The sequence below is a fragment of the Candidatus Dojkabacteria bacterium genome (genome assembly GCA_016927995.1).
Taxonomy (GTDB): Bacteria; Patescibacteriota; Dojkabacteria; order JAFGLO01; family JAFGLO01; genus JAFGLO01.
On sequence record JAFGLO010000004.1, the window covers coordinates 82,460 to 95,260 of the forward strand.

Here is a 12,801-nt window from a genome sequence, read left to right on the forward strand (position 1 = left end):
GCTAAAAGTGTTAAGGATTTTGTAGCATCAGTGGGTTGAGTAATCTATTTGCTCGTGGCCGGTAATTGGTAAAGCTAACCCGGTAAGATTTGGATTTTTACGTTTCTTTAGGTGCTTGTCTGTATATAGAGCCATGTTTTTGCCAACGTAATTTAGCTTTACTTCATGGACGGTATGTCCAAGCTTTTCCGCATACTCGATTAGTGATTTTCTCCAGTTTATTCCGTTTGGCACCGTGCAAGTGTAAACCAATTATTAGATCGTAATTTTTTACATCTTCTGGTTCAAAGTTTCGGGTGATTCTATTAATGCAATCTCGCTCTTCCGGAAGAAGTTTCTTTCTTTTATGATTTAAGTCCCTAAATTTCCAGGGAAGTTCCTGCCAAAGCGGATCAATTACAGTTGAGCCCAGCCGGCTTGGGTAAGAAAGTAGCTAAGAAGCCCTTTTCCGCTGCCCACATCGGCAGCTTTGCAAGGTTCATACATTTCAATTAACCATTTGGCCCAAAGTTGAAACCTAAACTTTTTAGGGCGTCGAAGGCTAGTTGATTTCGTGGATTTGAGCTTCATCTTTCTCTGAGTCATATATCAAAGTCAAGTCAACTTGACTAGATTTTACCAGAAATAATTAGGGAATATCGTGATAAGCCGTATCCTGAAGTTTTGACAAGGCAAGAGATTGAATTAAAGTTAAGTCTTGTAAACAGATTGACGGACGGTCAAAGTGCTTTGCCGATTGAAAGATTGGCAAAGCGTAGACAAAAACAATATGAAAAGCAACTCGAAAAGTTTTCAAGCTATTCAGACGACCAAATATTGGAACAACATACTAAAACAGTTAACAAGGAAAGAGCTATGAGAGAGAAAATGGTAGCCAAAATCAAACGAACATGGGAAGCCGGTACGAGTGTGTCATTAGATGTCTAAATAGATAAAACACTCAAATCGGGGCGATGCCCACTTCGGGGTATCCTCCCCGCTTTGGTATTTTGACTGCACTTTGTTTGTCAAAACACTCAAATCGGGGCGATGCCCGTAAAGGGTATCACCCCCGCTATCGCATTTTGTCTGCACTTTGTTTGTCAAAACACTCAAATCGGGGCGACACGACTTGAACGTGCGACCTCATGACCCCCAGCCATGCGTTCTAGCCAACTGAACTACGCCCCGATATTATACCCGCTTCAACATAAAAGCTATCCCTAGCTATTCTACTCTTCTTTATTTTTTGCTCCAAAGATCTAGCTCCTTTCAAATCTTTACATTTCTTAAAGTACACGAGCTTCCATTCTGTGCCATTTTTCGTATATTTTGATTTTCCTCTATTGTGCTCAGATAGTCTGCGCTTTATATCATCCGTTGATCCAACGTAAATCCTATTCTTTATGTCTTTAATTATGTATATCCCAACTTTATTCATATTTCACCTATTCTATTCATGACCCTCTATCTGTCGATAGACAGGCCAGCCATGCGTTCTAGCAAATCTCCATTCTGATTCATCAGAATAAGGATCCTCGATTCCGAGTCACGGAATCGGGACTGAACTACGCCCCGATACTAGAATTTTACCAGAAAAGCAGCACGAAGTGCATAGGTTAATCAAATGAGCCAAGGGTTTGAATTTACAGCGCTAACGGTATTTATAGTATTGGCGGAGAGAAGCGGAAATAAGGCGGGTTTGCCTACTTTTCAGGTGTTGTTATTGGCTTTTGCTTCTTTTTAGATATTGAGCCAATTACATTGACAATAATTACACCCAAGATAGCACCCAAAACTGCTCCAATTATTAATGATCCGATTGCCGTAAAAAGTATATAGACCCAGCTTTTCACCATCATTTCGACGCCGAATTTCATTTCGGAAATTTTTGGAGGAAGCCAATATGTGAGTGCCCAATGCATAGTGAGATAAGCACCGGGGATTCCCCCAAGTATAATTCCCAAAAGATTTTTGCCTATTGCAACAAAGAGCTTTTTAAGATCAGTCTTCAATATTTTTTATGTAAAGTTATATATTAATATCTTAATCTAGAACTGAAATAAAGTACACACTCAATTTTATCTAATATGATAAAGGTTCTATTTGAGTGTATAATGCTTACGTTATCTTATCTTATTATAAAAATATGAAAACCAGGAAATTTACAATACTTCATTCAAACGATATGCATGGGGACTTTTTGGCGGAAGCAACTTCAGGTAAAGGAAAGCTAATTGGTGGGCTTGCACTTTTATCCGGTTACATAAACAAGGTTCGGAAAGAAGAAGAAAATGTTTTATATGTAATTTCAGGAGATATGGTTCAGGGATCTCTTATTGATTCTGAATATAAAGGTATTTCAACCATTGAAATTATGAATTATTTAGCTCCGGACGTGGTCTCTTTAGGAAATCATGAATTTGATTATGGACTTCCCCATCTTTTATTTTTGGAAAAAATGGCAAATTTCCCGATAGTAAACGCAAATTTGTATATAAAGAAATATTACAAACGGTTAATGCGACCTTACATAATTATTAAAAAAGCAGGATTTGATATTTTGTTTACGGGAATAATTACTGAAAAGGTAATGGATTCAATAAGTCAGGATAAACTTGTTGGGAGTTTTATAACGCTTGAGGAAGCAAGTAGGGAAGTAGGTAGAATTACCGATGCATATAAGCGGGATGACATTGATTTAACTGTTCTGCTTACGCATATTGGATTTGAATCTGATATTGCTTTGGCCAAGATGCTAAAGCCGGAATGGGGTGTGGATATGATAATAGGCGGGCACTCTCATACAATTTTGGATCACCCCAAGAAAGTTAACAAAGTACTTATAGCGCAGGCCGGTGTTGGAACCGATCAAATAGGACGATTTGATATTGAGGTCGATGATGATACAAATATAATTGTTAAATATAGATGGAAGTTAATACCGATAGATGAATCAATTGCTGAACCTGACCAAGAACTCGAGGCGTATATTAATTCATATAAACAGATTGTCGATCGAAAATTTAGCACGCTAATTTGCAAACTTTCCGAAAAATTGACTCATCCTCTTCGTGAAATAGAGACAACAGTGGGAAACCTTTTTGCAGATGCATTCGCAGAATCCACTGAATGTGATGTTATGTTTGTAGGATCTGGATCAATAAGATCAAAAGAGTTAGGACCATTGGTAACTTTAGGCGATTTAAACTCGTGTTTTCCCTATGATGACAGCTTAACAAGGTTTGAAATAACCGGGAATACTCTCCGAAAAATATTTGCACATATTATGCGTGTAAAAAATCGTGATGGAGAAGGCGAATGTTATCAGGTAAGCGCAGGGGTTAGTGCCGTTTATGATGATAATGCAGATAAGCTTAAAAGCCTAACGTTTAAAGGAAAACCTGTAAAAGCTACTGACAAATTCAGAATTTGCTTGCAAGGATACCATTTAAGTCAATCAAAGGCTTATTTTGGTGTTTCACAAAAGGAATTAGCAAAATTAGCGCCCCCTAAGATTGTTTCAAGCTCGGCCCAGAGTGTAATAGAAGAATTTTTAAGAAATAACCAAAATATTGACAAGAAGCTTGAAAACCGGCTGGTTTATTTAGGTTCTTAAAGCCAATTATACTATTAAGTGTAAACTAGGCTTTCTCGCCGCACTCAGGACAGAACTTAGCATTTGCGGACAGCTTTGCACCACATTTTTTACATTTGTTTTCAGGGACAAGACTTGTTCCGCATTCAACACAAAACTTTGAATGGGCTTTAACTGTTGCTCCGCACTTTGGACAAACAGCCTTTTTAACATCTTCCCAGTCTTTTTCGCCAAGGTGTTTGTCTTCTTTTGCCATTCTTGCGTGAGCAAATGCTTCGTCACGACCGTGTTGGGCCTGAGCGGCTGACATTTCCTCACCAAGTTCGGGAGCACACTCTTTGCAAAGTCCACGTTCATGATTCCAGCAGATCTCTTTACAAACCCATGTGCCGCATCGTTTACACTGTATAAACATGGGTTGCATCTCTTTTACTGCCTCGTCAAGAGCTTTATCGTGTTGAGGACCAGCGGCCATTCTGTGAATATCGTCCGATGTTGAGGCTACTGTTGAAACGGCGCCACCAAGTAGGTTGCCTACAACATTTAAAGCCCCGCTAACAAATCCTGTTGTGGATTTTTTAAATGTGCTCATGTAGCCGTTGCCGCACTTTTCACAGATGAATTTAAATTGATAACCCGATTCATTTGACATATCTTCGTAGTTGTTTGTAAATGGAATATTTGCCAAGATTATTTTTAATAAATTTAGTTTAGCTTTAGATGATAGCAGTTAACTGTTTACGTATCAATAGTTGTGAGTTAAAATTGTGATATGGCAAACCCTCTAGTATTTACTATGCCCACTTTTCCTCACATACTCGAGCTTTCTAGCATGTTTCCCAGGGTGCTTAAGCTTGGTCCGAACTTAAAAACCGAGGTTGAATATCTAAAAAATCGAATAAAAAAGGAAAAGCCCGAAATAATAATAGGTTTTGCACTAGCCAAAGGAGATAAAAGTTATATAGAAAAAACGTGTTTTAATGAGATTCATAAAAAAAAGATTCTAAAGTCTGGGTCTGATTCTTTTGAGCTGTACGTGCCTGATAGGTTGCCACCCGAAATTATTCCAAGGGAAGATGCTTCCAGAACGTTTTGTAACTATGTATGTTACTTGCTTTCGGAATTTTTGCAGAGTGAAGGACTTAAACCCAAGTTAAGCTTTTATCATATGGGCACTACAAGATTCGAACTTGTGACCCCGCGAATGTGAATCGCGTGCTCTAACCAGCTGAGCTAAGTGCCCTTGAAATGACTATCTTACAGTTACTTCTACGAGTTTAAGTTCGTTAGTAGTTTCATTGATTTTTCCAACAACAAGACTTCCCGAATCATTTAGTACTGTAAACTTACTTTCAATGTTTTCTAAAAGCTCATTCTTATTAATTCCCCAAAGATCACTATAAGATATTGTTCCATTCTTCCAAAAGAAAACTACACCCGAGTCGTCGCCCCACACAAAATTACAGGAAGTTTCTGTGCAATCAGCAATTTCATAACCGTTATAGGTGGTAAGATAGTCCCATTCATCGACTACAAGCCAGAAAACAAAATAGACGTTAGATATATTGATTATTGCTTTACTTGAGTCCGGCGATATTGAAACAAACTTACAATTAGATTCATAACAATTTACAATCTCGTGTGCCGTAAGTTTTGAAGTGTCAAGAAACCAATACGTTGAGTCAACTTTTATAACAAACATTGTCCCTGTGAGGTCGGCATGAATTTCGGTTACTTCATCTGGGTTAAGAATAAAAGAACCATTGTCTTTTTCTTGCTCTGCAGGTAGTGGTTGATACATAAACTTGGTATTTATTGGAACAATAGTCTCGGTATTATTTCCCGAAAGTGCTTTACTTACGATTCCGTCTTTATTAACGAATACAATACTCCCATTTACAAATGTGTGTGGTATTGTTTCGATTTCGTCTCCGGATAAAATAATTAGGTTTACGGACTTTGCAAAATCGTGTGAAATAATCTCATCGTTACGAGTTAAAATAAGATATTCGCTGTTGGCGGCCCAATCCGAAATATTTGCACCTGTTGGAATGTTAGTTACTTCTATATACGAATTCAATGTATTGGTCGTGAACGCAACAATAGTTTTACTGTCAATTGTGACGGTTGATTCTAGATTTTTTGTGTCTTTCGTTAGGGCACTTTTTATATCGAACTGTAAGAGAACTTTTGATAAGTCTGGAGCAGGAATAAGCTTCAGATTTTCAAGGTCGACTGCATAATCTCCATTGGTTAGGCTGACTTCTTTGCTGTTAAATACTTCGTTGCAGCTGGTTGTTGACCAAAAAACGAAGCTAATATTGCAACGTTGGATCGTAAAGTGGTCGGCAAATTCGGTATAAGCTAAAACCGTATTTTTTTCTTCGTCGGAAAAGTAATGACGTGTTGAGCGTGAAAGCAAAGTCTCCGACTCGATATAACTTTTAGTTCGAAACAACTTTGAGTAAACCGAGTACGATAAGCCTTCCTTAACTCTTACGGGGAATGAATAAGAATGGTAGTTTTCTTTTTTAACTTCAATGGTATAGTCGCCAACTTCCAGTCCTGTGAGGATTTTTGAAGAAGAGGTTCCTAGCGATTTACCGTTAAGCAGGAGTTCGGCACCACGAACATTGCTTTTAATTGTAATTGATCCGGTTTGGATGATTGTGTTGTTTACAAATCGATATCCCTTTGAGTAAAGGATAACTATCACGGTAAAAAAAATAAAAGAGACCGGAATTAGGATTGCCCCGATCCAAGAGAACACTCGTTCTAAAGTCTTCTTTAGTGAACGCTTTGGTCTTGTCATGATAACATATTTTATCACAGACAGCTTGTATATGCATCTTAGTTAATATACAATAAATCGACTATAAGATGATGGTTTTTTAATGGCTAAACGGATTGGAATTGACCTTGGAACCGCAAACTCCGTTGTATATGTGTCCGATAAAGGAATAATTTTGTGTGAACCTACGGTTGTTGCTTTAACAAAAGACGACTTAATGGTTATTGCCGTTGGGCAGGAAGCCAAAGAGATGCTTGGGAAAACACCTGATTCCATAATCGCTCGAAGACCCTTAAGAAATGGAGTAATTGCTAATGCTCGAATAACCGAAGCAATTCTTAAGTATTTTATTGGAAAAGTAATGGGACCAATAAGACTGTTTAAGCCCGAAGTTATGATTTCGGTACCTGTGGGAATAACTTCCGTTGAAAAACGCGCGGTTGTAAAGGCGGCAATTAGTGCCGGAGCCAAAAATGTTGAACTTATACCGGAACCGCTTGCAGCGGCCATAGGTGCCAAACTTCCAATTCATACATCAACCGGAAACTTAATCGTAAATATAGGTGGTGGAACTTCTGAAATCGCTGTGATTTCTCTCAATGGAATTGTAGCATTTAACTCTGCACGTGTTGCAGGTGATGCACTAAATGATGGAATTGCAGTGTATGTTAGAAAGAAACATGGATTAGTGATAGGTGAGCAAATGTCGGAACGAATAAAAATTGAAATAGGAAGTGCACTGCCTATGGAAAAACCCCTTGAAATGGAGATTAGAGGTCGTGATAACTCGACAGGTATGCCAAGATCAACAACAATTGATTCAAATCAAACGGTCGATGCCATGAAACCTCGACTTAATCAGATAATTTTGGCTGTAAAGTCGGTACTTGAACGTACTCCTCCTGAGCTTACATCCGATATTATTGATCGCGGGCTTATTTTAAGTGGTGGTACTGCCATGCTTCGAAATATAGATATGCTTTTTACTAAAGCACTTGGTGTGCCTAGTCATATTGCCGATGATCCTATTTATTGTGTGGCCCGTGGTATCGGTGAAGCCCTTAAACATATTGATATTTTAAGAAAAAGCATTGAAGCAAACATGTAGGGATATGTTTGTAATCTGTCCCTACAAATGTGTTTAAGCATCAGTCGTTGCCCAATCCAAAAGCTTTTTCATTTCGGACTTTGATCCCTCGGGTGTTTTTAATGCGGGACTTTCCAGAATCATTGGGATTTCTCTTAATTTCGGATGGTTTATTATTGCTTTTATGCCTTCTTTTCCTATTAACCCTTCGCCTAAATCGGCGTGTCGATCTTTGTTTGACCCACACTCTGTAAGAGAGTCGTTTAAGTGAATGCAGGTAACATTTGAAAGCCCCAGTGTTGAGTCTATATCTTTAATAACCCCTTCGAGGTTATTTTTCCAATCATAACCCGAGGCAAATGAATGCTGAGTATCAACAACAAATCCAATCCGGTCCGGCTGTGCAGCTTTGCGCCTCATTTCAGAAATCTCGGTAAATTTATCGCCAAGGATGTTTCCCGAACCTGCAGAATCTTCCAATAAAAGTTTGCCTTTAGGAGCATTATCTAAAATCCAATCGAGTCCATAAATAACACGACCCATTGATGCCTTTTCGGAAAGATCCTGCACTGATCCGGGGTGAAAACAAATTCCCAAGACTTCGATGTCTGAATCAAGCCTGTATAAATAATCAGAAAGGGACGCAGCAAAATTTAAGTAGGCTACAAGGGACATTTTGCTTAGGTGGAACATTTGTTTGTCGCCACGGGCGAGGTTGATAAGGTAGATCCCATGAGCAACAATCCTTTTTATTGAACTTTTTGCCAGGGCTTCGGCAAAGGCTTTTATTTGAGATTCATCAATAGGTTTTGTCGTCCAGCGTTGAGGAGCCGTGGGGTGTATTTGGATGCTGTTTGCCGAAATTGCCTCTGCATTTTTTACGGCGTTTATTAGACCTCCGGCGACTGATACATGTGATCCAAGGTAGCGCATTATGGTCTTTGTCAAATTTATTTACCATTATAGCGTGAAAGTATTCATGGGTCTATATCTGAAGTAACGAAAATACTGATAAACCCGGCGGTTGGGCCTCTTAACTTGGCATGATGTCAGATTATATTAAAGTTTTATTAAGAAATTTGGCTGGTTTGAGTGATATTATTGAACTGATATAAGTTAAGGTTGTGGAATATGATTAAAAGGTTTGTGGTTGGAATTTTGGGGTTTGTTATATTTACTCTGCTATTTATATCATCGGTTTACGCAGATCAAGTAATACTTCCTGTTTACCAGGATACTTATGTTGAAGAAGGATATCCAAATGCGATTGTCTGGGATAATAGAAACTTATTTCTTGGGTATGACAGTATCTGGGGAAAAGAGCGCACAAGAATATACATTCAATTTGATTTCTCTTTAATTCCTCCGATTCTTTATTCTGATACCGGAAGGTTACAAAGTGTTCAAATTCAGTTGTATCAATATCAAAGACAGGCTTTAGGCTCATATAATTTTTATTTATTTCAACTTTTGTTACCATTCCTGCAAGGGGAGGTTAATTGGTATACCCAGCCAATAGTGGGAGAGTTAATAGGCGAGTTCTCCTTTTCTGAAAGCCTGGCATATCAAAGTATTGATATAACCAACTGGATAATAGGTTTTTTGCAAGGCGGAGAAAATAATGGCTTTGCACTGGTTGCGGTGGATGAGTATAGCGCAGGCTCTATATTCTGGTCGGATTCATGCGAGGTTGCCGGTGAATGTGCCAAGCCAAGACTCGTTATCAACTATGATTCAAATATGCCTCCCCTTGCAGGAATGGTAACTTCTCATGATGTTTATTCTATAACCGGTGAGAATCAGACTCTTTTAACTTGGGATACGTCAACGGATCCTGAGGGAGATTCCATTACATATTCTGTATTACAGTCTGCCGGTAGTGATTTTTCTAGTGAACTTGTTCAATATTCGGGGCTTTCGGAGAATAATATATCGCTGAATCTAAATAGTGGATCTAACTTTGTTAAAGTATTGTATTGTGATCCTTATCGGTGTACCGAAACTAATCCCATAGAAATTGTTCTTGATGATTTGAGTCCCGGCATTCCAATTGCAAATCCTTTACCACCTTACGTAAGTGGTAAAAGCATTGAAGTATCGTGGCAGCAAAGCATTGATAATTATAGTAACAATGTTTCTTATCAAGTTTGTTATGGTTATACTTCCGACTTGGAAGATTGTCAGACAACTGATTGGACAGGTAATCTTTCCTTTGTAATTAATGATATTGAGATTGATGGTGAAATGTATTTTTGGGTAAGAGCGCAGGATGATTTTGAAAATATTTCAGATTGGTCGAATCGTGGCTCAACTGTAGTCGATAACAATTCTCCCGTGTTGGGAAAACTTACAATTCTAAACAGTGTTATTTCACCAAGTAATCCAACGAGCACAGGCGTTCTTGATGAGCAAGTTTTTGAAGGAGATGTTTTTGATGTAACATTACAAGAATGGAGACTGTTTGTGATGGATCAGTTTCATAATGTGGTTTTTAGTGTGGAAGGGGTCGGAACTTCGATTGAGTACATGTATCAACCGGTACTTCCTGATGGAACTTACTTCGCTTTTTTAGAGGCAACTGATTTAATTGGGAATACAGCTCGAAGCAATATAGTGTCATTTAGGATTGATGATACAAGTCCCATAATTTCTAAAATTAACATTGACAATGCCAAAATCCGTACAGTTGCCTCCGAATATCTTACATTTTCAGTGAGTGAGGAATCAACCTGTCTGGTAACCTTAAACAGTGTTACAGTAGGTCAAGCCGGTTTATTAAATTACGCTCACGGAGGGAATAAACTACTATTACACTGCATTGATACTGCAGGGAATTCAGTAAAGCAACAACTTACAATTAACGTTGATCTTATTCCTCCTGAGGCTCCTCTTATCCAAGTGATATCCGCTTCTTTGGCAGATATTCGATTGGAAGTGACGGCTGAAATCGGCTCGACAGTCTCTGTTTTTGTAAGTGGAGTAAAACTGACAACTGTGTTTATGGATGTAAACGTGAAGAAATTTTCGTTTGCAAAAATATTTTACCCAAGCCTTGATTACGAGGTTCGTGGATTTACCGTTGATTTGGCAGGCAATCAGAGTCCGTGGAGTGAAAAAAGAATGTTTAAGATTCCTTCATTACGTGAACTTGGTATTGGTGGAGGTGAGTTTATCTTACCTCAAAAGGAATATTCACCTACCGGAGAATGTACAATAACTTTTTCACAGAGTAATAACTCTTACAACGTTGATTGTAATTTATCTGCACCTTATATTAGAAGTGTTAGTAGGGTAAACTCCGGGGCGGTATCGGGTGGAGTACTTGAAGTTTCCGGTAAACATATCCCAACCGTCAATGTAAACATAATTTACAAAAGATGTAAGAAAAAAAGTTTTTTAAATCCCGAAACCTGGTTTAGTTGTATTGAGGAGACATATTTTACGGAGACACTTAAAGTTGAGGATAGTTCAAGCAATAGTTGGATTTATGGACAGTTAACCTCCCAACCTGTCAACGGGTTTATAACTTCCGAAAAGCCGAACACTGAGGAGTTTACACTTAAGTATAGGGTAGAGGACCTTAATGCCAAAAGGTTGTATCGGATTAAGCAGCATCTTTTTCTTACTTCATATACAAGTTTGGGAGATTATTTTGGAAGCTTTGAATTTAGTCGGCCTTCGACCTGGTTTTTAATTCCCCCCGAAGTTAGTATGTCAGGAAGTAAGTATTTTTCGTTCATGTTTTCCAGACTTATAAACGTAACACAATGGCATGGTTATACTGCGTTTCAGGCACCTCATAAGGGTATCGACTTTGGTAGTGTGCTTGAGCCGATTCTCGCACCTGCCGACGGCACTGTTGAAGTAATTGCCTGGGACAGTTATGGCGGTGAATGTAACTCCGGCGGAAAGATTTTACTTATAAAACATGATAATGGGATGTATTCTGCATATTTTCATCTTGAAAATTATCTTAAATCTGATGGAACGGTACTTGTTGTCGGCGAACGGGTAAGTAGAGGACAGGTGATTGCAACTTCCGGTAAAACCGGTGCATATAATTGTCAACCTTTAGGGTATCATCTGCATTTTGAACTTAGATTGGATAGGGCTCAAAGTACTCATGTTGACCCTGTTCCTTATATAGATATTAATTGGAATGAAGTTATTACAAGTGGATCAGGTGTTTACCCGGGACGACTTACAGGAGATAATCCCCATCCGGAATACTAAATTATGAGGGTGTTTATATATAAATTAATTTACAATTTAACAAAAAATGTTAAGTCTATAGCGGACTTTATATATACTTCAATATTTGTTCAGTTTATGCTGGGAACAGTTCTTGGGATAATCCTAGCCTTGATAATTTTATAAAAATCAAAATGTCAGAAAACAAAAAACGGCTTTTATCTGTCGTATGGGCTTTGGGAATTGTAGTTATTGTAAGCTTTTTGTTGTACTCGACTGTATATCTTGTATCGTTTTTAATCAGGAGGGATTTAAACCCCGGTGAGGACTCCAACAATGTTCGTGTAAAGATCCTCAGTGATTATCAATTTGTTGGGTTCTTAACCGATGGAATTTTGGTTAAAGATTCTTCGGGAATTGGTTATCTGTGTAATGAAACCTGTGAAGAAATTGTTTCCTCGGAGACAGATCTTATACGCGGAAGTGGTGACTACTTCGGATATTCGGGTGTTTTGGGTGGTAGTAGTCCCAATAATTTATATAATTATTACCAAAGCATCTTTGTCTCAACGCTTGGCGGTGTTGTGTTTTCACTGCCTGATGAGCTTTTCTCGGATTTTATCATATGGGATGAAAGACTTTATCTTATTACATATAAGGAGATCTCGAGTGCTACAGAAGATATTTCAACGATAAGAGTTTACGATATCGGAGACACGGGTCTTTTGTTCCTCGAAGAATTCTCAATTCAGCTTGAAGTTTCGGGGGATATTTTGAACGGTAACACGTTTTATACAGTGTTCCCGAGAGAGCCAATTGCTTATTTTCGTAATAATGATTCGGTACAATCACTAGCATATACCGACGATTTTGTTCTACTAAGTGAAGACTTGTGTAGTGTAAGCGTCTTGGAACAAAAGTTAATGTGTGATCAGAATGAAACTAATCTTCCTAAGTTTGTCGATGCTGCAAGTCATGATGGCAAGTTATACTTGCTTTCAAGCGGTGATCAGGCAACGGTTGAACACCAATCGGTTAATGATATAAACATAACTAAAGTTTCCTTACCGGTTACCGACAGTGCTAAAATTTTCTGCTTATCTGATAAATGTGTTGTTCAGCAGTTTAACTTATTAACAATACTTGATTTTTAAT

The 12,801-nt window shown here is 38.3% G+C and carries 12 protein-coding genes and 2 tRNA genes; 5 read left to right on the forward strand and 9 right to left on the reverse strand.

What is annotated here, in order from left to right:
* Positions 1 to 27: 27 nt before the first annotated feature.
* Positions 28 to 234, reverse strand: a complete 207-nt coding sequence (locus tag JW962_01115; GenBank protein MBN1373921.1) for a hypothetical protein — start codon at positions 232 to 234, stop codon at positions 28 to 30.
* A gap of 162 nt (positions 235 to 396) precedes the next feature.
* Positions 397 to 585 carry a hypothetical protein gene (locus tag JW962_01120; protein MBN1373922.1) on the reverse strand — a complete coding sequence of 63 codons (189 nt, stop codon included), beginning with the start codon at positions 583 to 585 and terminating at the stop codon, positions 397 to 399.
* A 78-nt stretch (positions 586 to 663) separates the two neighbouring features.
* Here JW962_01120 and JW962_01125 point away from each other — a divergent pair, with 78 nt between their 5' ends.
* Positions 664 to 927 (forward strand): hypothetical protein, encoded by a 264-nt coding sequence (locus JW962_01125; GenBank protein MBN1373923.1) that lies wholly within the window; start codon positions 664 to 666, stop codon positions 925 to 927.
* 169 nt (positions 928 to 1,096) lie between these two features.
* Here JW962_01125 and JW962_01130 read toward each other — a convergent pair.
* The 3 genes from JW962_01130 to JW962_01140 form a co-directional block, all read right to left on the reverse strand.
* Positions 1,097 to 1,170, reverse strand: a tRNA-Pro gene (locus JW962_01130).
* Positions 1,148 to 1,420 (reverse strand): GIY-YIG nuclease family protein, encoded by a 273-nt coding sequence (locus JW962_01135; GenBank protein MBN1373924.1) that lies wholly within the window; start codon positions 1,418 to 1,420, stop codon positions 1,148 to 1,150. Before JW962_01135 ends, JW962_01130 begins: the two co-directional genes overlap by 23 nt.
* A gap of 265 nt (positions 1,421 to 1,685) precedes the next feature.
* Positions 1,686 to 1,994, reverse strand: coding sequence for a hypothetical protein (locus tag JW962_01140; protein ID MBN1373925.1), 309 nt, complete (start codon positions 1,992 to 1,994; stop codon positions 1,686 to 1,688).
* Positions 1,995 to 2,128: 134 nt separating this feature from the next.
* Between JW962_01140 and JW962_01145 the strand changes: the two genes are divergently transcribed.
* Positions 2,129 to 3,598 (forward strand): bifunctional metallophosphatase/5'-nucleotidase, encoded by a 1,470-nt coding sequence (locus tag JW962_01145; protein ID MBN1373926.1) that lies wholly within the window; start codon positions 2,129 to 2,131, stop codon positions 3,596 to 3,598.
* 25 nt (positions 3,599 to 3,623) lie between these two features.
* On the opposite strand, the gene JW962_01150 is transcribed toward JW962_01145, so the two are convergent.
* From JW962_01150 to JW962_01160, 3 genes are all read right to left on the reverse strand, one after another.
* A complete protein-coding gene (locus JW962_01150; GenBank protein MBN1373927.1) occupies positions 3,624 to 4,265 on the reverse strand; it encodes a zinc ribbon domain-containing protein in 642 nt (213 codons plus the stop codon).
* 481 nt (positions 4,266 to 4,746) lie between these two features.
* Positions 4,747 to 4,820: transfer RNA gene (locus tag JW962_01155), tRNA-Val, on the reverse strand.
* Between the two features lie 9 nt (positions 4,821 to 4,829).
* On the reverse strand, positions 4,830 to 6,293 hold the full coding sequence (locus JW962_01160) for a PEGA domain-containing protein (protein ID MBN1373928.1): 1,464 nt from the start codon (positions 6,291 to 6,293) through the stop codon (positions 4,830 to 4,832).
* 178 nt (positions 6,294 to 6,471) lie between these two features.
* On the opposite strand from JW962_01160, the gene JW962_01165 reads away from it, so the two are divergent.
* A complete protein-coding gene (locus JW962_01165) occupies positions 6,472 to 7,476 on the forward strand; it encodes a rod shape-determining protein (GenBank protein ID MBN1373929.1) in 1,005 nt (334 codons plus the stop codon).
* 33 nt (positions 7,477 to 7,509) lie between these two features.
* On the opposite strand, the gene JW962_01170 is transcribed toward JW962_01165, so the two are convergent.
* Complete coding sequence (locus JW962_01170; GenBank protein MBN1373930.1) at positions 7,510 to 8,388, reverse strand: deoxyribonuclease IV; 879 nt, start codon at positions 8,386 to 8,388, stop codon at positions 7,510 to 7,512.
* A gap of 198 nt (positions 8,389 to 8,586) precedes the next feature.
* Here JW962_01170 and JW962_01175 point away from each other — a divergent pair, with 198 nt between their 5' ends.
* Together JW962_01175 and JW962_01180 are read left to right on the forward strand one after the other, a co-directional pair.
* Positions 8,587 to 11,688: a M23 family metallopeptidase gene (locus JW962_01175; GenBank protein ID MBN1373931.1), complete on the forward strand. Its 3,102-nt coding sequence runs from the start codon at positions 8,587 to 8,589 to the stop codon at positions 11,686 to 11,688.
* Positions 11,689 to 11,840: 152 nt separating this feature from the next.
* Entirely contained in the window at positions 11,841 to 12,800 is a 960-nt protein-coding gene (locus JW962_01180; GenBank protein ID MBN1373932.1) for a hypothetical protein, read from the forward strand.
* Position 12,801: the final 1 nt, after the last annotated feature.

Bases quoted from the DNA above. Each gene is read 5' to 3' on its own strand.
- JW962_01120 (MBN1373922.1), bottom strand. From the start codon at position 585: ATGACTCAGAGAAAGATGAAGCTCAAATCCACGAAATCAACTAGCCTT.
- JW962_01135 (MBN1373924.1), bottom strand. From the start codon at position 1,420: ATGAATAAAGTTGGGATATACATAATTAAAGACATAAAGAATAGGATT.
- JW962_01145 (MBN1373926.1), top strand. From the start codon at position 2,129: ATGAAAACCAGGAAATTTACAATACTTCATTCAAACGATATGCATGGG.
- JW962_01165 (MBN1373929.1), top strand. From the start codon at position 6,472: ATGGCTAAACGGATTGGAATTGACCTTGGAACCGCAAACTCCGTTGTA.
- JW962_01170 (MBN1373930.1), bottom strand. From the start codon at position 8,388: ATGCGCTACCTTGGATCACATGTATCAGTCGCCGGAGGTCTAATAAAC.
- JW962_01175 (MBN1373931.1), top strand. From the start codon at position 8,587: ATGATTAAAAGGTTTGTGGTTGGAATTTTGGGGTTTGTTATATTTACT.
- JW962_01180 (MBN1373932.1), top strand. From the start codon at position 11,841: ATGTCAGAAAACAAAAAACGGCTTTTATCTGTCGTATGGGCTTTGGGA.